This is a genomic window from Geobacillus sp. CAMR5420 (assembly GCF_000691465.1).
GTDB lineage: Bacteria > Bacillota > Bacilli > Bacillales > Anoxybacillaceae > Geobacillus > Geobacillus thermoleovorans.
On the sequence record NZ_JHUS01000062.1, the window covers coordinates 33687 to 55126 of the forward strand.

At 53.3% G+C, this 21440-nt stretch carries 23 protein-coding genes, 1 tRNA gene and 1 pseudogene; 9 read left to right on the top strand and 16 right to left on the bottom strand.

The window, feature by feature from the left end; all coding sequences use genetic code 11:
- Positions 1–61 precede the first annotated feature (61 nt).
- The 3 genes from DI44_RS02430 to DI44_RS02415 form a co-directional block, all read right to left on the bottom strand.
- Positions 62–673 (bottom strand): lecithin retinol acyltransferase family protein, encoded by a 612-nt coding sequence (locus DI44_RS02430; protein WP_033026159.1) that lies wholly within the window; start codon positions 671–673, stop codon positions 62–64.
- A gap of 161 nt (positions 674–834) precedes the next feature.
- Positions 835–906: transfer RNA gene (locus DI44_RS02425), tRNA-Ala, on the bottom strand.
- A 515-nt stretch (positions 907–1421) separates the two neighbouring features.
- Entirely contained in the window at positions 1422–2723 is a 1302-nt protein-coding gene (locus DI44_RS02415; RefSeq protein ID WP_014196631.1) for a DnaD domain protein, read from the bottom strand.
- A 237-nt stretch (positions 2724–2960) separates the two neighbouring features.
- Here DI44_RS02415 and DI44_RS02410 point away from each other — a divergent pair, with 237 nt between their 5' ends.
- Entirely contained in the window at positions 2961–3842 is an 882-nt protein-coding gene (locus DI44_RS02410; protein WP_015375704.1) for a thermonuclease family protein, read from the top strand.
- 212 nt (positions 3843–4054) lie between these two features.
- Here DI44_RS02410 and DI44_RS02405 read toward each other — a convergent pair whose 3' ends face one another.
- Together DI44_RS02405 and DI44_RS02400 are read right to left on the bottom strand one after the other, a co-directional pair.
- Positions 4055–4306 carry a hypothetical protein gene (locus DI44_RS02405; RefSeq protein ID WP_011232390.1) on the bottom strand — a complete coding sequence of 84 codons (252 nt, stop codon included), beginning with the start codon at positions 4304–4306 and terminating at the stop codon, positions 4055–4057.
- A gap of 57 nt (positions 4307–4363) precedes the next feature.
- Positions 4364–4864 (bottom strand): GNAT family N-acetyltransferase, encoded by a 501-nt coding sequence (locus DI44_RS02400; RefSeq protein WP_015375705.1) that lies wholly within the window; start codon positions 4862–4864, stop codon positions 4364–4366.
- A 99-nt stretch (positions 4865–4963) separates the two neighbouring features.
- Here DI44_RS02400 and DI44_RS02395 point away from each other — a divergent pair, with 99 nt between their 5' ends.
- Complete coding sequence (locus DI44_RS02395) at positions 4964–6139, top strand: MFS transporter (RefSeq protein WP_033026160.1); 1176 nt, start codon at positions 4964–4966, stop codon at positions 6137–6139.
- A gap of 272 nt (positions 6140–6411) precedes the next feature.
- Here the strand turns inward: DI44_RS02395 and DI44_RS02390 are convergent, their stop codons facing one another.
- The gene (locus tag DI44_RS02390) at positions 6412–6600 is read right to left on the bottom strand and encodes an H-type small acid-soluble spore protein (protein ID WP_013144368.1); all 189 of its coding nucleotides are present in this window, start codon (positions 6598–6600) and stop codon (positions 6412–6414) included.
- Between the two features lie 111 nt (positions 6601–6711).
- Between DI44_RS02390 and DI44_RS02385 the strand changes: the two genes are divergently transcribed.
- On the top strand, positions 6712–7707 hold the full coding sequence (locus DI44_RS02385) for a potassium channel family protein (protein WP_015375707.1): 996 nt from the start codon (positions 6712–6714) through the stop codon (positions 7705–7707).
- On the opposite strand, the gene DI44_RS02380 is transcribed toward DI44_RS02385, so the two are convergent.
- From DI44_RS02380 to DI44_RS02370, 3 genes are all read right to left on the bottom strand, one after another.
- Positions 7704–8108, bottom strand: a complete 405-nt coding sequence (locus tag DI44_RS02380; protein WP_013144366.1) for a YugN-like family protein — start codon at positions 8106–8108, stop codon at positions 7704–7706. The two genes, DI44_RS02385 and DI44_RS02380, sit on opposite strands and share 4 nt — an antisense overlap.
- 277 nt (positions 8109–8385) lie before the next feature.
- Positions 8386–9735, bottom strand: a complete 1350-nt coding sequence (locus DI44_RS02375; protein ID WP_011232395.1) for a glucose-6-phosphate isomerase — start codon at positions 9733–9735, stop codon at positions 8386–8388.
- A 513-nt stretch (positions 9736–10248) separates the two neighbouring features.
- Positions 10249–11412, bottom strand: coding sequence for an iron-containing alcohol dehydrogenase (locus DI44_RS02370; protein WP_014196641.1), 1164 nt, complete (start codon positions 11410–11412; stop codon positions 10249–10251).
- 148 nt (positions 11413–11560) lie between these two features.
- Here DI44_RS02370 and DI44_RS02365 point away from each other — a divergent pair, with 148 nt between their 5' ends.
- Positions 11561–11794 carry a DUF378 domain-containing protein gene (locus tag DI44_RS02365; protein ID WP_011232397.1) on the top strand — a complete coding sequence of 78 codons (234 nt, stop codon included), beginning with the start codon at positions 11561–11563 and terminating at the stop codon, positions 11792–11794.
- 104 nt (positions 11795–11898) lie between these two features.
- Here the strand turns inward: DI44_RS02365 and yugI are convergent, their stop codons facing one another.
- From yugI to DI44_RS02345, 4 genes are all read right to left on the bottom strand, one after another.
- Positions 11899–12264 (bottom strand): S1 domain-containing post-transcriptional regulator GSP13, encoded by a 366-nt coding sequence (gene yugI / locus DI44_RS02360; protein ID WP_013144364.1) that lies wholly within the window; start codon positions 12262–12264, stop codon positions 11899–11901.
- A 105-nt stretch (positions 12265–12369) separates the two neighbouring features.
- Positions 12370–13542, bottom strand: a complete 1173-nt coding sequence (locus DI44_RS02355) for an aminotransferase (protein WP_011232399.1) — start codon at positions 13540–13542, stop codon at positions 12370–12372.
- Positions 13539–14039: an Lrp/AsnC family transcriptional regulator gene (locus DI44_RS02350; protein WP_013144362.1), complete on the bottom strand. Its 501-nt coding sequence runs from the start codon at positions 14037–14039 to the stop codon at positions 13539–13541. Before DI44_RS02350 ends, DI44_RS02355 begins: the two co-directional genes overlap by 4 nt.
- A gap of 54 nt (positions 14040–14093) precedes the next feature.
- Entirely contained in the window at positions 14094–14357 is a 264-nt protein-coding gene (locus tag DI44_RS02345) for a DUF1871 family protein (RefSeq protein ID WP_011232401.1), read from the bottom strand.
- A gap of 151 nt (positions 14358–14508) precedes the next feature.
- Here DI44_RS02345 and DI44_RS02340 point away from each other — a divergent pair, with 151 nt between their 5' ends.
- Positions 14509–15684, top strand: a complete 1176-nt coding sequence (locus tag DI44_RS02340; protein ID WP_033026176.1) for a MalY/PatB family protein — start codon at positions 14509–14511, stop codon at positions 15682–15684.
- Positions 15685–16090: 406 nt separating this feature from the next.
- Here DI44_RS02340 and DI44_RS02335 read toward each other — a convergent pair whose 3' ends face one another.
- The 3 genes from DI44_RS02335 to kapD all read right to left on the bottom strand — a co-directional run bounded on the left by DI44_RS02335 (position 16091) and on the right by kapD (position 17584).
- Positions 16091–16615 carry a superoxide dismutase family protein gene (locus DI44_RS02335; protein ID WP_015375713.1) on the bottom strand — a complete coding sequence of 175 codons (525 nt, stop codon included), beginning with the start codon at positions 16613–16615 and terminating at the stop codon, positions 16091–16093.
- Positions 16616–16670: 55 nt separating this feature from the next.
- The gene (locus DI44_RS02330; RefSeq protein WP_011232404.1) at positions 16671–16886 is read right to left on the bottom strand and encodes a hypothetical protein; all 216 of its coding nucleotides are present in this window, start codon (positions 16884–16886) and stop codon (positions 16671–16673) included.
- 77 nt (positions 16887–16963) lie between these two features.
- Positions 16964–17584 (bottom strand): 3'-5' exonuclease KapD, encoded by a 621-nt coding sequence (kapD, locus tag DI44_RS02325; RefSeq protein WP_011232405.1) that lies wholly within the window; start codon positions 17582–17584, stop codon positions 16964–16966.
- Between the two features lie 371 nt (positions 17585–17955).
- On the opposite strand from kapD, the gene DI44_RS02320 reads away from it, so the two are divergent.
- The 4 genes and pseudogenes from DI44_RS02320 to DI44_RS18855 all read left to right on the top strand — a co-directional run.
- On the top strand, positions 17956–18393 hold the full coding sequence (locus DI44_RS02320; protein ID WP_011232406.1) for a hypothetical protein: 438 nt from the start codon (positions 17956–17958) through the stop codon (positions 18391–18393).
- A 20-nt stretch (positions 18394–18413) separates the two neighbouring features.
- Entirely contained in the window at positions 18414–19736 is a 1323-nt protein-coding gene (locus DI44_RS02315; protein WP_033026163.1) for an ArsB/NhaD family transporter, read from the top strand.
- A 120-nt stretch (positions 19737–19856) separates the two neighbouring features.
- Complete coding sequence (locus tag DI44_RS02310; RefSeq protein ID WP_021321909.1) at positions 19857–20207, top strand: hypothetical protein; 351 nt, start codon at positions 19857–19859, stop codon at positions 20205–20207.
- Between the two features lie 1059 nt (positions 20208–21266).
- Positions 21267–21440 (top strand): annotated as a pseudogene (locus DI44_RS18855) (IS701 family transposase); the annotation flags it as partial.

The window sequence follows — 21440 nt, forward strand, 5'->3', positions numbered from 1 at the left end:
TGGCTTTCACCTAATCTTATTATGCAGTATCATCCAAGCTCTATTTTGAACAAAAAATTCCTTATATACTGTCCGTCATCTTACCACCACTTCTGCACCAGTTTACAAAATGTTCACAATTATTAAAAACCAAATTATATCTTTTTTCACCCAACCTAGAAAATGCTCTACTGATAATCTCTTCTTTAGAGTAGGTAGCCACGCTATCAATAATTCTGATTTCACAATCTTTTTTAAAATCTTCTAAGCTATCTATCCTTACTTCACCTTCTGAATAATGAATTACCTGATTGTTACCAATATACAGACCATGATGAGTATAGCCTATTCCATACTCTATTCGTTTAGCTATTAAGTGATCAGCCAACTCTAACTCAGAATCTCTTTTTAATTCTTTCCATTCTTTTGATTCTCGAAGTATAGATTTCATATCGGGCACTATTGTATTTTTTGGTTCGAAGATAATAGGATTGGACTTTATAACGTTACCAATAGCTTGAGAAAGTCTGTCTGCTCCTTCAATCGCTTTACCCATAGTAGGATTATGTTCTTTTACAATATCTTTCATGCCTGTTCTAGATTCCTTCGCTACTTGTCTTACACCAGACACAAATTCTTTATTTGCCTCATGCATTTCTTCAAAAAACCACTTAATATTTTTAAAAAACTCCATGAATTGTCCCCCTCCCAAACTTACTAATAAATTCCACTATATTTATACAATGTCCTTCTTCCACATTCCTGCCCGTTAATTAAAAATCAACATTATACGTTAACAACGAAGTGAAAAAATAAAAAAAAGCGACATCACTGTCGCTTTTGCTAGTATGTATATGGAGCATATCGGATTCGAACCGATGACCTCTTCGCTGCCAGCGAAGCGTTCTCCCACTGAACTAATGCCCCATTCTTATGACACTTTTCATTACGGACACTACTTATATTATCATAAAAAACATAAAAATATCAACTACAAAATGCACACCCATCCGTCATTTTACCCCATCCTTTTATAAAAATCATTTCTTGGATTGACTGTCATATTCACATAATAAACGCTATTTGCTATACTTTTACTTGAATAAAACACGAAGCTGTTTTTCAAGGATTTTGGGCAGTGTAACTGACAAGCGTGGGAGAGCGTCGTGCTGGCAGCGCGAAGGTCACCGGTTCGAGCCCGGTATGCTCCATTTGCCCAACCCTTGCCGTGCAAGGGTTTTTTATTTTCGTTTCGGGAGATGGCGATGAGCCATCCCCCTGTGAACAAATTCCCAAAAGAAGCCTCCCACCATCTAAACGTGAAGGGGCGCCAGCACCAGTGAACGACCTGACTGAACCTCAAATCGTGGGGCACACAAGAAATCGCTCGGTTCACGTCCCGTCATGAGATGAGACTCCTCGGACTCTTACGCCCTTCGGCTTCATCCGTCCGGGTTGGTTTTGTATTTTTTCAGACGTTCCTCCAACTCACGGCGCGCCTGCTCGATGTCAAAGTCGTCGTCTTCCGGCTGGCTGTAATCCATCTTCAGCCAATCCGGCACGATCTCGGTGCGGATCGGTTTCCGCATCGTTCTGCCGCCATCGGATGAAGGCGGGGCGGATCGTTGCTTCATCCGCTCTTTTCGAAACGCCAACCGCGCGGCGCGCACTTCGTCCACGGTGCGATACCCTTTTTCCGTCCAGTCGCGCAAAATCGTTTCCACGTACACCCACCGTTTGGCGCCGTTTTCCACCGCGATTTTCAATGCTTCCAACACCAATTCCTCGGACGCATCGTCCACCCATGCATTGATCTTTTCCCGCAAATAATCGCCGATCACGCCAAACCCGTTTTCCTCACAGAAGCGAACGATCTCCTTGTATGTGCGCACGCGCGCGTCTTCTTCGTCTTCTCTTTTGATCTCTGATGTCATCTCTGTTGTCGTCTCTGGTATTGGTCTTGTCAAATTGAGCACCTCGACCGCCCAGTTTGACCAGCTGGATGGTTCATTTTGCGCAAATGGACGGACTGTTTCGCCCATCGTCTGCTCATTTTGGCCGATCGAAACGCCATCGTAAACGGCCGAAATCTGATCTTGTTGAATCGTCGAAACGCTGCTTTGCCTCATCGACCCCCCATCTTCAGTGGGCAAAACCCTATTTTGAACCGTCAAAATGCCATCTTGAGCCGTCAACATCCCCCCTTGAACCACAGAAGCGCCGCCTTGAACGGCCGAGATGCCATCTTGCACAATCGAATCCCCATCGTGCGTCGTCAAACCCTCATCGTGAACGAACGAAACCCCGTTTTGAGTGAACGAAACCGCACCTTGAACGATCGAAACACCATTGTGCGCGGTCATCACGCCATCATCTGCCGCCTGCCCATGTTGTCCGTCCGACATTTCTGATATTTCTTTCGTTATTTCAGCCAGTTTGTCATAGTCGATCCGATACCATTTCGTTTTATCGATCTTGGAGCGGTTGAAATTCGCCGCGACGATGATCCCCATTTTTTCCAGTTTAAGAATGATCCGGCGAATCGTGCTTTCCGACCAGAACGGGAATTGTCGCTGCCAGTCTGCATACGTGTTGTACACCCACTTATAGCCGTCATGGACGTTTTCGCTTTTCTTGAGCCAATAATGCAGCTGCTGAACAACGATGCTTTCGTTCAACCCGATCGCCAAAGCGAGTTGCGGCAAAATGACCAACGGTTGATCATCGAAAAGCAAGTTGGACATGTCATCCTCTCCCCCTCAGACGAGATGTTTCCTCATCGTTCCACTTTTTTGATAAACTTTATCGTGAACGAACGCAAACCGCCTAACAGCGCGATAACGGCCATATTGGCTTGATTTTTCGCTGAAAAACGGAAAAAACCGGCATAACATGTGCGATCGTGTGCTGAAACCCATCCATTGCGGACATCCGGTTTTTGTTCAAGAGGAAGAAATGCTTTTCGAGTGGAGGGATCGTTTTTGAAACGAATGGTCATATTCTTGTTTTGTTTCCTGTTGATGTTCCCGATTTCCGCTTTTGCCCACCCTGGCGAGCTTGATGAGTTGGGCGGGCACTTCCGCGGCAGCGACTGCGTGTATTTGCTCCATGAGCCGACTGCGCTGGCGAAGCAGGCGAAAACGAAACAAGAGCTTGTCCAGCTTATTCAAACATACAACGGCAATGAACGATGCAAGCGGCATCTCACCCCAGAGCGAATCGACCTGGACGGCCATACACTGGGGAAGAAAGAAGATCGTTCTACGTTGCGCCTTGGCCGCACCTACCCGGCTGAATTGGTCGAGTGCATCGACGGCGATACGGCGAAATTCCGCGTCAACGGCCATGTATACACGACGAGGTTTTTGTTCATTGATACGCCGGAGAGCACGATCCAAGTCGAACCGTATGGGAAAGAAGCAAGCCGGTTTACATGTTCCCGCTTGCATCAAGGGAACATTTTGCTTGAGACCGACGGAGACGCGCTGTTTGACAAATACCAGCGGCTGCTCGCCTGGGTGTGGGTCGGCAAGCGCCTGCTGCAAGAAGACCTCTCCAAAGCCGGACTTGTCGAAGACTTTTATGACTATGGCGATTACAAATACGAAGCGCGCGTCCGCAAGGCGTACGAGGAGGCGAAACGAACCGGAGCGGGCATGTACGGCAAGCGTGCCGCTGGAGAGAGGGAGGGGGCAGGGACGGAAACGCGGCCGCAGACGAAGGAAAAGACGGCCAAGACCGATCACCCGCCAGCTTTGGAGAACAAAACGCCGCTCGAACGATCCGGCCGTCCGGTTCTTTATACGCTGCTTGGCCTAGCGGCGGCCGCCGCGCTCTATTGGCTCATCCGCCGGTTGACATGATCAACGGCCGGTGATGGAACGAATATCAGGCTTTGCAACAATGTTTTTCAAATTGAAAAAACCTTGCAGCGCCGCAGTTTCATCCCTTGAGCTTTCTCACGAACGGATCGAGCGAATCCGTTGGGTTTCGCCGGCCTTCTGGGGAAAAGAAAAAGCCTGTCCCCAGCGGGCAGGCCTTTTCTTCAACGTTTTCACCTCGTTTTCTTTCTCCCTCATTGCCTCGGCAGCAGCTCTTCAATGCCGTCCGGGCCGCTTTCCATCCGCGCCGGCGACTCGCCGAGCCGCCGAAATCCGTATTTCTCAAGGCGCATGATTTGTTCGTCGGTCAAGTCTGCATATGCGACAACGGACGGCGTGCCAGACGATTTGTAAATCAAATTGCCGGTCACCGGGCATTGAAACGCGTCAGCGACAAATCCTTCCCCATCTTGGATCGTAAACAGCCGAATCGGCATGACGTTCATATCCTTCCCTCTTTCCGTTCATCCTCATTACTTATGACTTCCCCGCCTCCCCCCATTCTATACAAGCCGTTTGCCGACAATGACCAAATCGCGTTCCACGCCGTCCAATTCCGCCACGCGCGGAAAATATCCCCATCGTTCAAATCCGAAGCGGGAGAAAAGCCGCAAACTTGGTTCATTATGCGCAAAAATAAAGCCGAGCAGCGTCTTGATCCCAAGTTCGGGCGCCCGTTCGACCGCCCGCTCGAGCAGCTTCGTCCCAAGCCCCCGGCCGCGGTGCGTTTCGGCGATATAAATGCTTACCTCCGCCGTATGGCGGTACGCCGGGCGGCCGTAAAACGACTGAAAGCTGAGCCAGGCGCAAACCGCGCCGTCGTCCTCGACGACCCAAAGCGGACGATTGTGCGGGTCATGGGCCTCAAACCACGCCCGCCGGCTTTCGACCGACACCGGCTCCAAGTCCGCCGTCACCATCCGGCTTGGGATCGTTTCATTATAAATGCGGACGATGTGCGGCAAATCCGCCGCGGCCGCATCGCGGATCAAACATGATTCCATCTTTCCATCTCCCCTTTTGCAAACAGTCATTTTATTTCCATCAGTGAAAAAAGCGAGAGTATAATGATACATATGTACAAACAAAGAAAGGGGAAAGAGATGAAACGCCAGCTTGTCGTCTATCTTGTGTCGCTCGCCGCGTTTCTCGGCCCGTTTACGCAAACGATTTACACTCCTATTTTACCAGAAGTGCGGGAGGCGTTTGCGACTTCTTCGTTTTTGATCAACTTGACGATTTCCATTTCCACTTTCTTCCTGGCGATGATGCAAATCGTCTATGGCCCGCTCACCGACCGGAAAGGACGGAGGACGGTGCTGCTTGGCGGCATCGTCATCTACATCGCCGCTTCGCTCGGCTGTTTTTTCTCAACATCCATTTATGCGCTCTTGTTTTTCCGCGCCTTGCAAGCCGTTGGCATCGCAGCCGGGTCGGTCGTCGCCGCCACGGTCATCGGCGACTTGTTCACCGGCAAAGAGCGCGGGCGGGCGATGGGGACGTTTCAAATGATGGTCTCACTTGGCCCTGTCGTCGGGCCGATCGTCGGCGGCTTTTTGGCAGAGCATTTTCCATTTCGCACCGTCTTTTTGGCGCTTGTGGCCGTCGGCGGCTTAGTTGGTGCCGGCAATTTCCTGCTGCTGAAGGAAACGAAACCGGAAACGGCCGTTTCGTCCCCGTTTCGCCTCTCCGACTTCGCTTCAGTGCTCCGCCGCCGTGCCGGGTCGTCGATCGTTCTGCTTGGATTTGTTCAATATTACTCGCTGTATAATTTTCTCGTCTTTTTGCCCAGCATCTTGACGGATCGGTACGGTCTGTCGGCGCAGGAAAAAGGGACGGTGTACTTGGCGATGTCGTCCATGATCGTCATCGGCAGCTTCCTCGGCGGGCGCCTTCAAGGACGCTTCCCGGAGCGGCGCATCCTCTTGGCGGCATCGTACTTGACCGTGCTGTCCATTTTCTTTTTCTTGATCGCGGCCCAACGATCGCTTTCGCTGCTTGTTTTGGCCATCGCCTTGTTCGGCTTGTTTTTAGGCCTTTCGCTCCCAGTGCAGACGACCGTACTGACGAACGTTTTTCAAGCGAACCGCTCGACAGCGATCGGCGTGTACAACTTTTTCCGCTATATGGGCATGGCGTTCGGACCAATGATCGGCAGCGCGCTGTTTGCCGCTGGAGGGTATCATCTCGTCTACGGAATCGATGATATTCTCTTTTTCGCCTGCGCCTTGCTGTTGACGGTGCGCGTTGCCCGGACGCGCCGCCAATCCGCTGTCTGACAAAACGAAGCCGCTTGCCCGACATGTCGTTCGGCAAGCGGCGGATTTCCCCGTCTTTCGCTCCATCAACGTTTCATCCGATGTCTACGTCCTTGCACCGACTCCCTCTGATTGTCGTCTGAAAAGCCGTCTTGTTCACGAAACAGACGGCGAACAACAACCGTTTTCTTGCGGGCCGCCCGGACGCTTCATGCCGGAAAACTCCTTTACTCGAACCAAGCGCGCTCGGGAAACGCAAGAAGGCTCCCGCACTGTCAGCCGGCCTCCCCTTTTCACTCCCGCTCTTCCGTCAATTCCGAAACCGGCACATCCCGGCGCTCATGAAGCCGGCCATCGCGCAAATGGACGGTCGCCGTCTGTTTTTCTTCATCATACCCGTCAATCCATACCGACACGCCGTTGTAATATACCGGGATATCGGCAGGGGAAGAAACGATTTGTTTGACACGGTTCATATCCATGACCACTGTCCCCTTTCTGTGATGTTCCGTTTCCTAGTATGGGAAAAAACAGGAATGTTTATGCAAAAACGGCTCACACTAAAAAAGACAAAAGCAAAAGAGGGGTGGACGATGAGAACAAGGAACGTGCTGTTATCGTATTGGCGCTGGCCGCCCGTGCTTCGTCTGTTTGTCTCGGCAAGCGCGTTGATCGTGCTGTTTGGCGCGCTGATGCGCTTCATTGAACCAGAGACGTTCCGCACGGTGTTCGACGGCGTGTGGTGGGCGATCGTGACGTCGGCGACAATCGGCTACGGCGACATCGTCCCGAAAACGGTCGCCGGAAAACTCGCGGCCATTGGGCTTATCATCCTTGGCACCGGCATCCTCACCGCTTATTTCGCTTCCGTCTCCGCCGCGGCCGCCGCCCGGGAAACCGCCTTTACAAGCGGACAGCTCCGGTATACAGAGCGCGGCCATGCGGTGATCGTCGGCTGGAACGAGCGGGCGCGCGAGGTGCTGCTCCGCCTCGCGCGGCACGACGCCTCCATGCGCTTCGTTCTCATCGACGCCACTGTTCCGTCCCACCCGCTTCTGAACGCGCCGGTTCATTTCATTAAAGGAACGGCAAGCGACGATGCGGTGCTGGAGAAGGCCAATATTCAAGAAGCGCGTTTTTTGCTCATCACCGCCGATCCGCATAAAGCGGAAGCGGAAGCCGATAAAGATACGATTGTCACGCTGCTTGCCGCCAAAAGCCTCAACCCGTCGGTGTACGCCATCGTGGAAATCCTAACGGGCCGAAACGTCCAGAACGCCTTCCGCGCCGGGGCGGATGAGGTGATTCAGACAAACTTGCTGGCGAGTTTCGCCATGGCCGCCAGCCTTCGCTCGCCGGGCGCCGCCAGCGTGTGGGAGACGGCGCTTTACCGCCTGGACGGACAGACGCTCTGCCTTCTCGAGCCAGACGAACAGCAAATCGGCCAGCCATTCGCCGCCGTTCAACAGCAGCTGCTCAAGCAAAACGTGACGCTGCTTGGCGTCATCCATGGAGATCACGGAGCGATTTCCGTTGCACCGGACCGCCCGATTCAACCAAGCGACCGCCTGTTCGCGCTTGCCCCTTAATCGAGCAGGCGGCGCTCCAGTTCTTGGACAAGCGCCTTTCCGACGGAAATGTATCGCTCGGGTACGGTCGCATCCGGGTCTTGCGGCTCGGCAAACTGATTGAATGAGGCGCTGATGTTGCCGACATCGGCGAAATCATCGATGCCCCGTTGGTATTTATGCGCAAGCAAAAACGGCCGCCCAAGCTCCACCGTCGTTCCGTGCGAATCAAGCTGCCCGTCGACCGCCCGAAACGGCACGCGCAAAAACTGATAGCCCGCGTCATCGGCGATTTTGTAGTCGAAATAGCCGTGATCGTAGTCCCACCCGCCGCCGATTGTATATCCCATTGGTTTTAATTGCTCTTCCAAATGGTACAGTTGAAATTGTTTTCCTTCCAAACGCGATGGCATTTCAATCATGCACAATCCCTCCTTTCTTTTATCGTTTCCCGTTCGGCGGGGATTATTTGTCCGCGGCAGCTTCAGACGCTTGGCGAAAAACGGCAGGGAGCAATAAACCCTCGCCCGGGCGTTGTGCGGCCGAACGACCCGGTTCATGTATAACAAAACACCTCTTCCCCCGCAAAAGGGAAGAGGCGCTTTTTCCGTCGTTCCGTCCGCCATTTTGGGCGCGACTCGGGTCGAGCCGCGAGTCATCTCCCCCGAGAAAACAGCGGCTTGGCGATGGAACACGTTGTTATTTCAACCGTTTCTCCAGTTCTTCCTTCAACTGCTCATAGCCTGGTTTGCCGAGGAGGGCGAACATATTCTTTTTGTATGCTTCCACTCCCGGTTGGTCAAATGGATTCACCCCGAGCAAGTAGCCGCTCATGGCGCATGCTTTTTCAAAGAAGTAGACAAGGTAGCCGAACGTATATTCATCAAGCTTCGGCAACGTGATGACCAAGTTCGGCACGCCGCCGTCCGTATGGGCGAGCAGCGTCCCTTCGAACGCTTTTGTGTTGACGAAATCAACCGTTTTTCCCGCCAAATAGTTCAGCCCGTCGAGGTCGTTTTCTTCGGCTTCAATGATCAGCTCATGACGCGGTTCTTCCAGCTTCAACACTGTTTCAAACAAATCGCGGCGCCCTTCTTGAATGTATTGGCCGAGCGAATGCAAATCGGTCGAGAAATCAGCGGAAGCCGGGTAAATGCCTTTTTGATCCTTCCCTTCGCTTTCGCCGAACAGCTGCTTCCACCATTCGGCGAAATAGTGCAGCGCTGGTTCGTAGTTGACGAGCAGCTCGATCGTTTTCCCTTTGTTGTACAAAATGTTGCGGATGGCGGCGTATTGGTAAGCGGCGTTTTCCTCAAGCTCCGAGGAGCTGAAATCGTCACGCGCTTTGGCCGCTCCTTCCATCATGGCGTTAATGTCCGCGCCGCTTGCGGCAATCGGCAGCAACCCGACCGCCGTCAGCACCGAGTAGCGGCCGCCGATGTCATCCGGAATGACAAACGTCTCGTACCCTTCCTCATTGGCGAGCGTCCGAAGCGCGCCGCGCTTGCTGTCCGTCGTCGCGTAAATGCGGCGGCGCGCTTCCTCTTTGCCGTATTTCTCCTCAAGCAGCTTGCGGAAAATGCGGAAGGCGATCGCCGGCTCGGTCGTCGTCCCCGATTTGGAAATGACGTTGATCGAGAAGTCTTTCCCTTCCAAGAAATCGATGACGTCTTTCATATACGTCGAGCTGATGTTGTTGCCGACAAAAATGATTTGCGGCGTTTTCCGCTTTTCTTTTGGCAAGGCGTTGTAAAACGAATGGTGCAGCATCTCGATCGCCGCCCGCGCGCCAAGGTACGAGCCGCCGATGCCGATGACGACAAGAACATCAGAGTCCGATTGGATTTTTTTCGCCGCCTCCTTGATGCGTGCGAATTCTTCTTTGTCATAGTCGACCGGCCAGTCAAGCCAGCCTAAAAAGTCGCTTCCAACACCGGTTTTTTCATGAAGCGAATGATGCGCGACTTTCACGGCATCACGCAAGTATGTAAGCTCATGTTCGCCAAAAAAGGCGAGCGCTTTGGAATAGTCAAAGCGAATGTGGGTCATCGATTTCCGCCTCCCCTTCAAGAATCATTGCCTTCTTTCACTTTAGCGGAATAAACAAGGGAAATCAAGCAGCCCACCTTTTTTGGAAACGGATTCATTTTTCGCCATGTTCGCCGCGCCGATTTCCTTGCGTGACACCTGGAGGGATGGTGATGCAACGAAAAAGACAGCTTATCCCAACCATTTTTCAATTAGAGAAACCTTGTGAAGTTCGTCTTCTTTCCTGATGAAACGCCGCCGATTTGGGAACAAAACTCGTTTTTCACCAGCCTTCTAGGGGCTCAGGCTGCTTGCCTCAAGAAACGTAATCAACGTTGTGCTTTTTCCTCATTCGAGAACCATGGATTCGGGCGAGGCGGCTGTTTTTCGCGCCCTCCTCCCTTTCCGCCGTCCTGCGGGATTGGGAGCGCACCCAGGCAAACCAAGAAAATAGGAAAAGCGCCAGCTCAGGCAGATTCCGTCGCCGAGCCGGCGCCATCATCGATTGATTCGCGAAACCGCCGCATCGCCTCATTACAGGGAAGCGCGCAAAATGGCGAGCACATCATCGCGGTTCAATGTTTTGAAACGGCCGAACTCGCCAAACGCCATCGCTTTATCGGCCATCAGCTCCAAGTTTTCCTCGCCGATGCCATAGTCCCCAAGCCGCGACGGCGCCCCGAGGCTCGACCAGAACTCGCGCAGCCGCTCGATGCCTTCAAGCGCCACATCCCGCTCCGATTTGCCCGCCGGATCGACATCAAAGACGCGCACCGCGAGCTGGGCGAAACGGCTGACATTTTCATCGAGCACATGCTTCATCCAGTTCGGGAACAAAATCGCCAATCCCCCGGCGTGCGGGATGTCATACACGGCGGAAACGGCATGCTCAATATTGTGCGTCGCCCAGTCGCCGCGGACGCCCATTTGCAAGAAGCCGTTTAAGGCGATCGTGCCCGAGTACATGATCGTCTCGCGCAGCTCGTAGTTTTCCAAATCGTTGATCAGTTTGGGCGCCGTTTCGATCACGGTTTTCAACACCGCTTCACACATCCGGTCTTGCAATGGTGTGTTCGGCGTATGGTGGAAATATTGCTCAAACACATGCGACATCATATCGACAATGCCGTAAACCGTATGGTCTTTCGGAACGGTCATCGTATACGTCGGATCCAAAATCGAAAATTGCGGGAACGTAAACGGGCTGCCCCAGCCGTATTTTTCTTTCGTCTCCCAGTTTGTGATCACCGAACCAGAATTCATCTCCGACCCGGTCGCCGCCAGCGTCAAGACGACGCCAAACGGCAGGGCGCCGGTGACGGGCGCTTTTTTCGTGATAAACTCCCACGGATCGCCATCGAATTTCGCCCCGGCGGCGATCGCTTTCGTGCAGTCGATGACGCTGCCGCCGCCAACCGCCAGCAAAAACTCGACGCCTTCCCGCTTGCAAATGTCCACCCCTTTTCTTACGGTCGAGACGCGCGGGTTCGGTTCGACGCCTGGCAGTTCGATGACCTCGGCGCCAATGTTCCCCAATATCTTCATCACTTCATCATACAGTCCGTTTCGTTTGATGCTGCCGCCGCCATACACGAGCAGCACTTTCTTGCCGTAGCGCGGCACTTCTTCTTTGAGACGTTCGAGCTGCCCTTTTCCGAAAATCAGTTTCGTCGGGTTGCGGAAAATAAACTCTTGCATATGGATGCCCTCCTTTTCCTGAATCTATTATGGCAGCGCCTGCCACCGGTTGTAAAGCCAACTGCTTTGGCGGCAAACGATGCATATTTTTCACGACTGCGATTCATCCTATAAGTTGAAAAGAAATTTTCCAAAGGAGGCAAACAAGATGGGAGCATTGCAGCGCATTGCGCTATTGTTGACCATTATCGGCGCCATTAACTGGGGACTGATCGGCTTTTTCCAATTTGACTTAGTCGCCGCCATTTTCGGCGGCCAAGACTCCGTTTGGTCGCGCATCATCTACAGCTTGGTCGGCATCGCCGGCTTGATCAACTTGGCGCTGCTGTTCAAACCGGCCGAAGAGCTTGGGCGCACTGAACCGAAAACATCGCGCACATGACGGAAAACCATTGGGACACTCACCGCCTGACGGTGGGTGTCTTATTTTTTTGCGCCTCTCCCGGCCTCAAAGCGTCATGGACTCTCACCGTTTGGGGCGCAGGGTTATGGTTTCGGCCAATTTTCTTTCTTGGACTGCTCAATCCATTCGCGCAGTTTTTCCTTCAACGGGCGAAACCCCGACTTGAGCGGCATTTTCATGCGCATATGGCGTTTTTCCTTTTCCCCGGCGGGTTCAAGCGCCTTTAGGGACAGGCTCGCCCTCCTCGCCTTTCGATCGACGTCCAACACCTTGACCGTCACTTCATCCCCGACATGGACGTAATCGCGCACATCTTTCACAAATTGATGGGAAATTTCAGAAATATGGATCAGCCCTTGCATGCCGTCCTCAAGCTGGACGAACGCGCCATACGGCTGAATGCCCGTCACCTTCCCTTTCACGATCGCTCCTCGTTTGATCGTTGACAAGCGAAACACTCCTATTGATGAATTTCGTCTATGTTTCTGTATTATAACATAGACCGACAGCAAACCCCAAAAAAAGATGTCCCGCCGACGGCGGAACATCCCCAGTTACAGGCGCGCCAAAAACCGTTTCATTCGCTTAATGGCTTCTTGCAGCTGTTCGAGCGATGAAGCGTATGAACAGCGGATATAGCCTTCCCCGCTTTGGCCGAAGACGTTGCCGGGGACGACCGCTACTTTTTCTTCGATGAGCAGCCGCTCAGCAAACTGCTCCGACGTCAAACCGGTCGGCTTGATGGACGGGAAGGCGTAAAACGCGCCGCCTGGCAAATGGCACGGCAGCCCGATTTCATTGAGCGAGGCGACGAAATAGTTGCGCCGCCGCCGGTAGCTGTTGCGCATCTCGGCGACATCGCGCTCTCCGCTGCGAAGCGCCTCAAGCGCCCCATATTGCGCCATCGTCGGCGCGCACATCATGGCATACTGATGGATTTTCAACATCGCCTGCAAAATCTCGTCAGGCGCTGCCGCAAACCCGAGCCGCCATCCGGTCATCGCAAACCCTTTGGAAAAACCGGAAATCAAAATCGTCCGCTCGCGCATGCCGCTAACAGCGGCCATGCTCGTGTACTCTCCTTCATACGTCAGCTCGGCGTAAATTTCATCGGCAATGACGAGCAAGTCGTGCGCCTCAGCCAGACGGGCGATCGCTTCAAGCTCCGTGCGGCTCTGCACCGTTCCGGTCGGGTTGTTCGGCGAGCAGATGATGACCGCCTTCGTCCGCTCGGTGATCGCCCGTTCAAGGTGCACCGGATTGAGCTGAAACTTGTCTTCGCCAGACGTGTGAACGGCCACCGGCTTCCCGCCCGCGAGCACGACAAGCGGCTCGTAGGCGACAAAACTCGGTTCGACGATGATCACTTCATCGCCCGGGTTGATGATCGCCCTAAGCGCCAAGTCGATGGCCTGGCTCGCCCCGACCGTCACTAAAATTTCTGTCTCCGGACAGTAGTCGACATGAAACTTGCGGCGCAAATAAGCGGCGATTTCTTGGCGGAGCTCCAAGAGCCCGGCGTTGGCCGTATACGACGTATAGCCTTGCTCGAGCGACAAAATGCTCGCTTCGCGAATGCTCCAGGACGTGACAAAATCCGGCTCGCCGACGCCGAGCGAAATGACGCCGTCCATGCTGGAAGCAAGGTCGAAAAAGCGGCGGATGCCGGATGGCTTCAAGCCCGCAACCGTCTTGGACACGTACGTTTTTCTCGTTTGCGGCTTCATGGCGACACCACGATGCGGCGATCTTGATCTCCTTGGTCAAAGACGATGCCATCGTGTTTGTATTTTTTCAAAATGAAATGGGTCGTCGTTGAAATGACAGAATCGAGCGTCGACAGTTTTTCCGATACAAATTGGGCGATTTCCGCCATCGAACGCCCTTCGATCACGACCGATAAGTCGTAGGCGCCGGACATTAAGTACACCGATTTCACTTCCGGGAATCGGTAAATGCGTTCCGCCACCTCGTCAAAGCCGACGCCGCGCTTCGGGGTCACCTTGACGTCGATCATCGCCGTCACCCCTTCGCGTCCGTCCGCCTTCCGCCAGTCAATGAGCGCCGTATATTGCACGATCACTTTCGCCTCTTCTAACTTTTTGACGAGCGCTTCCGTTTCTTCGACCGGCAAATCGATCATCTTCGCCAGCACATCGATCGGCGTTCGTGCATCTTTTTCTAATATTTCGATAATTTCCAGCTCTTTTTCGCTCAATTTCACGCAGCATCCCTCCATTTCATCAGTCGGTTTCGCCAAGCCGGCTCCCTGTCGTCATCACGGGAGCGGACAGGACGCCGCTTGCTTTAATTCAAGCAGCCGGCGGGCGAGTTTTAGGCAGTCGGGAAAAGGAATCGGCTCGTCAAAGGCGAATTCATATATGGACTGAATGCGGGCGGCCAACGTGCGGGCGTCTTCCGTCTCATACACCGCCTGGAGCACGCTGGCCGCCTCGACGTCGTAGGCGTCTTTTCCAAGGCCAAACGGGTCCCAGGCGCCGATCCATTCAAGAAGAAGCCGATTCAACTGTCGTCCGTCCATGCCGCCGCCATCCACCTTTCTTGATGCTATGATATAACCCATTATAAGCCATCGATTCGAAAAAAAGAAGGGAGAAGATGCAACAATGTTTCCATTCGATGAAGGGAAAGGACCGCATCGTTCGCGTGCTGAGAAAGGAGAAGGCGCGATCATGTTTCCGTTCGACCGCGTCATCGACCGCCGGGGCACGCTGTCGGTGAAATGGGATGACGTTCATCGCGTGTTCGGCCGCGAAGACGTATGGCCGATGTGGGTCGCCGACATGGATTTTCCCGCACCGAAAGAAGTGCAAGAAGCGCTGCGGCAACGGGTGGAGCACGGCGTGTTCGGCTACACTGTCATTCCCGATTCACTCAAAGAAGCGGTATGCCAATGGCTTGAACGCCGTCATGACTGGACGATCGATCCGTCTTGGCTCGTGTTTGCCCACGGCGTCGTGCCGGCGGTCGCCGCCGCCATCGAAGCGTTTTCCGAACCAGGGGATCGCATCATCGTTTTTTCCCCGGTCTACCGGCCGCTGTTTGATCTCGTCCGCCGCCATGACCGCACGCTTCTGTTCAGTCCGCTGCGCCTTGAGGAAGACAACTATGCGATCGACTGGGACGACTTGGAGCGAAAGCTGCCCGATGCCAAACTTCTCATCCTTTGCCATCCGCACAACCCGGGAGGCAAATCATGGACAAAAGAAGAACTCGAACGGCTGGGAGAACTTTGCCTTAAGCACGGCGTCTTCGTCCTTTCCGACGAAATCCACGCCGATTTGACGCTCCCGCCAGCCAAACACACGCCGTTTGCCTCCCTCCACCCAGAGCTGGCCGCGCAAAGCGCCACGTTCCGCGCGCCGACGAAAACGTTCAACCTCGCCGGTTTGCAGGCGGCGGAAGTCATCCTTCCCGACGAATCGCGGCGCCGGGCGTTCCGCCGCGTCCAGCAGCGGCACGGCTTTTTTACGCTGAATGCGTTCGCCATCGTCGGAGCGGAAGCGGCCTACCGCCATGGCGGACCGTGGCTTGACGCCTTGCTTGATTACTTGCGGCAAAACATCGACATGACGGTTGCCTATTTAGCGGAACACTTGCCGCCGCTTCGCCCCGTCCGGCCGCAGGCGACGTATCTTGTCTGGATCGACTGCCGCGGCCTTGGCCTTTCCGAGGCGGAGCTGAAGCGTCGGCTCCTTGAAACAGGAAAACTCGCCGTCGAGTTCGGCAGCAAATTCGGCCAGGAAGGCGTCGGCTTCATCCGTTTGAATATCGCCTGCCCGCGCCCGACGCTGGAGGAAGGGCTGCGGCGGCTGGCGACGGCGCTGCGCTATATAGATGCAATTTAAAGCTTTAACATTTTTCGTTTTTACCGGTCATTTCATCCAACTGTCGAGTGACCGAACAACACCGCTTAAAGACCCATGAATGGGTCTTTAAGCGAGTCGTTGTTCGGTCTTCCGTCACGCCTTAGCGTGACGGAGGCAAGCCTACGGCTTGCCTTCGACAGTCAAAAATGGATGAGCCACTTTTCCGTCAAGGATATGTTAAACGATTTCGTTGCATCTATATAGCTTTGCACCAAAGAAGAGCGGCCAAGCGGATGGCGAAAGGGAAAAGAAGCAGCGCCGGACCTGTTGCTCCGTTCCGCCATCCATGTGCAGCAGAAGCTGTGCAACCGTCACTTTCTCGCATTTGTCATGCGAAGCGTTGCCCCGGCAACGTGAAACAGGGGCCCGCGCGCGAGCCCCTGTTTCACGACGACTTGATTTCCCCGCAGGCGATCCGTCCGCCGGCATCTCCCGCCGGCTGGGTCATGCCGTCGTCTTTCTTGGCGTGAATGACGATCGATGTTCCGTCTTTCGTAAGCAGCGAGCCTTTCTCTCCTTCTTTCAGCGTCACATTGGGCGCCTTCAACTCGACGTTGACCGTGCCGTCATCCTTCACAATAATGTTCGGCAAATCGCCGGCATGCGCCCCCTCCGGGTGGAGAAGGCCGTGCTTTTTCCCGTCCGGATTGTAATGACCGCCGGCCGATTGGAAATCGGGCGGTTTGCAGCTTCCGTTTTCATGGATGTGAATGGCGTGCTCTCCCGGCGGGAGGCCTTCCAAGTCAAGCTTCAGCCGCACCCCTTCCGCCTGTTCAGTCAACTCGATCGTACCGATCGAATCGCCATCCGCATTGATCATCTCCACCGTCCGGCTCGTTCCATTCTCTTGGCCGCAGCCGGACAACACGAGCGCTGCCGCCAGCACCACACCGTACGTTTTTCGCAACACGAACCACCCTCCAGCATCACTTGTTATCCGCCAGTATTGCCGGAGGGTGGCTCGTTTATACTCCGGGCGGCTCCTTCCGTTCCTCTCGTTTTCCAAGCAGCTGTTCTTCGAGCCGCTTCGCTTCCTTCTCCTGCCGCCGGGAGATGATGATGATGAGCCGCATCGTGAACACCGCCATCAAGAAGAAGACAGCAAACGAAATGGCTGCGGGAATGTATTCACGTTTGTCTTCTGGAAAGTACAAAAATAAATTCAGCACCGATGGCCACATAAGGAAACAACCTTTCTGCCTAAAAAATCGTCCACTTTCTATTATAACATAAAAAAAGCCGCCGCCAACGCAGCCGGCTATAAAGCGAATTTTTTTCGCAGCTGGGTCAAATCAATCCGTTCTCCAATCGTCGGCGGCTTTGTCTTCGCCAAATATTTTTTGTCGTTTTCCACCAGCCGGAAAATCGTATACGCGGTGAACGCATCATCGAGCGCGCAATGGGCTTTTCCAACCGCCTCATTGCCGTACTCTTGCACCGCCTTGCGCAGCGCGGTTTGGTTTTTGTTGCCGAAAAACCGCTTATACTCCATGGCTAAATCACGATGCTCGCCCGTGAATGGGAATTCCACTTGCGCCGATTGGCAGTTTTCCCGGAGCACTTTCATATCCATGCTCCCCCACGTCATCACTGTCGTCGGGCGTTCGCGGTCATATTGCCGAAGCAAGGAAACCAGCTCATAAAAACTCATTCCGCGGTCGATTTGTTCTTGGGTGATGTTGAGAAACGACTTGCACCGTTCCGTGAGCTGCGGAAAGCGGAGCGGCTTCACATAGGAAGAAAATTGGCCGATGATCTGATCGTCAACAACCGCGACAAGGCCGACTTCAATAATTTCCGGGCAAAACCCGTTCGGGTTTGTTTTCGTCTCCGGCATCGTAAATTCAAAATCGAGAAACAAATATTGCGGGCTGTCCATCGTCGCTTCCCCCCTTTCCGGCACGCTGTTGCCGTCCGTCTTACTATTATTATATCACGCAGAAGCGATTGTTTATTTCTTTTTTCAGAAAATGGCGAAAAAGAGGCGGATGCCGTAGGAATCAACGAAAGCCTTGGCGAAAAAGAAGAAGGGCGGATGGACGCTTCCCATTCAAGCCAATCGTTTTTTCTCCCCCACCCTTTACAAGATCGGCGAAAAACAACCATTTCCCCTAAACCGATGGTTCTTGAGTGAAGAGAAGAGCAGCATTTATAAGGTTGATGCATTGAAGAAATGCTATGGTTGAGCCGCATTTCCTGTTAAATCACCAGCCTTCTATGATATGATCAAGAAAAAGGAGGGTGGATGGGATGAAAAATGTCGTGATTCATCAGATTGTTACATGGATTTTCACCGAAGACCAACTGCGGGCGTATTGGAAAAAACAGAAGAAGAACCTTCCGTTCAGCGGGCTGACGGACCGCCAGTACATGAAACTGGCTGAAGAAATGCTTGAACATTCCTCGCACAGCCAACTTGAGCAGCATGTGCTCGGCGGCCGCTGGCGCACAAAAGATGAAGCGGAAGGAAACGTGATCGCGGAAGACGAATCGCGCGACGACATCCATGTCGAGATCATTGACACCAATGCTCCAGCCGAACCGAGGCGGCGGATGTTGATGGATCGGGTGCGCGAAATCCCTTGTCCGCATTGTTCATTTACGTTTTATGTTCGTGAAGCCGCCAGCGAGCGCAGTGATTGGACATGCCCGGCGTGCGGGAGCGGTTTTCACAACATGACGACATAACTGGAAAGGGAGGAGTACGAATGGATCATTCTGCCGCACACGTGTCAAATCTTCAATATTATTTTGCCATTGCCGTTTTCTTGGTTGTATACGCGATCATCATTTCTGAAAAAATCCACCGCGCGGTCATCGCCTTGCTCGGGGCGGCGCTCATGGTCATCTTCGGCATCGTTGACATCGAAAAAGCGTTCACCCACCATATTGAGTGGGGAACGATCACGCTGCTGATCGGAATGATGATCTTGGTCGGCATTACGAGCAAGTCCGGCTTTTTTCAATACATGGCCATTAAAGCAGCGAAACTCGCCAAAGGCCGCCCGGTCCGCATTTTGGTGATGCTTTCACTGTTGACCGGGCTGTTGTCGGCGTTTTTGGACAACGTGACCACCGTGCTGCTTGTCGTGCCGGTGACGTTTTCAATTACACGGATGCTCCAAGTCAACCCCGTTCCCTATTTGATTTCTGAAGTGCTCTTATCCAATATCGGCGGCACGGCGACATTGATCGGCGACCCGCCGAACATTATGATCGGCTCGGCGAACAAGCATCTCGATTTCAACGCTTTCTTGTTCAACTTGACGCCAATCGTCATCGTCATCGCCATTGTGACGGTCGCGCTGCTCGCATTCGTTTACCGCAAGCAGCTGAAAACCGATCCTGCGTTGATTCAAAAGCTGATAGAGCTTCGCGACGCCGATTATATTCAAGATGCGAAGCTGATGCGCAAATCGGTCGCCGTGCTCGGGCTGACCGTCCTTGGCTTTATTTTTCATTCGGTCATTCATGTCGATGCGGCCGTCATCGCCATGACCGGAGCGGTCGTGCTCATGCTCATCGCCGTGCCGGAGCACGAACTGGAGGATGTCTTTCATTCGATCGAATGGGGCACGATTTTCTTTTTCGCCGGTCTGTTCGTCTTGGTCGGTGGGCTCGTTGACATCGGCCTGATCAAATTATTGGCCGAAAAAACGCTCGATGTCACTGGCGGCGATATTTCCACAGCCGCCTATTTCATCCTTTGGCTGTCCGGCATCGCTTCGGCGACGATCGACAACATCCCGTTTGTCGCCACGATGATCCCGCTCATTCAAGATATGGCAGTCGGCATGGGGCTGTCTCCAGACGCCCCGCAGATTGACGTGCTTTGGTGGGCCTTGTCTCTTGGCGCCTGCCTCGGCGGAAACGGAACGCTCATCGGCGCCTCGGCGAACGTCATTGTCGCCGGCATGGCATCGCGCGAAGGGCATGGCTTTACGTACGTTGATTTTTTGAAAATCGGCGCGCCGCTCACGCTCATTGCCTTGCTCCTGTCGCATGCCTATTTATGGCTGTGCTATTTGTAGCGTCCCGCCTGCGCAATGCATAAAGAAGGAGCGAAATCGCCGTTTGGCTTCGCTCCTTTTTGGCTGTTTGCACATATCGTAATATCGGATTCCATTTTCGGAAAGGAGGCGCAAGCAGCCATGTTCACCCCGTTCCCGCGGATGCCGGCCGGCCCATATCCCCCGATCGACCCGGCCATCTTTTCCCAGTCCGCCGCCACCGCCCAAACGCTCATGAACGACGCCGCCGCCGTGTTGAAAAAACTCGCTGAATCGCGCTCGTTCGCGGCCTCGGTCATGTCGGCCGCCCAAGAAGGAAAAACGGATGAAGTGAAGCGCCTGATCCGCTCGCTTGGCATCCGCTCGAAAACCGATGTGTATTTCAATCCCGACGGCATCCGCCTGACGTTGTCGCCGCCCCCCGGCGCGTTTCCGTGCTGCCAGCTCGTCATCGGCTTGCGTTGGAACGTGTTTCCGCCTTTTCACGGATAGCCTTCGCCATCGCGGCGGCGGGCGAAAGGGGAAAAACGGCGGCAAGCAGCCTTCACTCTTCGCATTCGCCGCTTTGACGGCTGCCAACATCCGTTCACAACGGCCGCGCCCGATGCGATAGCGCCGCTTCCAGACGATGCACGGCGCTGGAAGCGGTGTTGTCGTTTGCGCCTTGCTGGGCCAGAAGCTCCTTTCACACCAAAACGGTTCTCGCCGCCGACCTTCGTGAACCAAAAAAAGACAGCGATCGTCTCATCGCCGTCTGGCGCCTAAACAAACTTGCCGGGCACCAACGCCCGGCGTCCCCTTTCGTTCACATTGCGCATCCGATTACGTGCGTCGATAGATGATATCCCCGACAATGATCGTAATCAAAGAAATCAACATCGTCAGCTTGACCGCCTTGTAGTCTAAAAAGCGCAGCACTTGTTCTTCAAAGTGGACAGTATAAACTTTATTCTCTTGATCATAAAGATTCTCCTTGGTGTTCCGTCGGCCGAATCCGCCACATCCATCTATTCGCCTTCGGTTAAAAGGGGATTTTCTTGAGCCACCGTGTACGTAAAATTTGATTTACTGATTTTTCCTTATAAGTACAAAGAATGCATGTTCTGAAATAGTCAAGTACAACTTTCGGTGAATTCTGAAATAATGTGCTAATTTACAATTTTGTGTACAATTCATCTGAAGTCCTCCTTGGCATGATGGTAGGTATTGTTTGACACCCCTGCATCATACCAAGAGGGCTTTTTTTGATCAAGTCCCCGGAAAAGCTCCTAACGGGAATGCTCGTTTCAGGAATGATCCATTTCCATGACCGCTTTTCTCTTTCCTTCCACCATCCTCAACTCACGTACTCTCGCCCCTCTCTTCCCAAAAGATACGAGAAGAAACCGAAGCCTTCTGCGGCCCCCTTAAAGCCCAAAGAAACTTGATGACTGTAGATGAGCAAATTCACTAACATAAATTGACAACCAAACAAAAAAGGAGACATGAACCGGACTCCTTGGGTAAAATAGATGTGCACAAAACCCATTCACACAAGGAGGTTCATGTCTCATGAATAGATTAGCACATCACCAAGGAATCCACAAGTTTTTCTTCACGCTGGGGTTGACGCTGCAGCTTTCCAAACCGGTCATCAAGCATCTCATTCATATTGTCGATGCCTTGACCACCAAGGGATTCTCGGGAACATTGACTGATATTCATTACTGGAGCTTTCATCCGAAT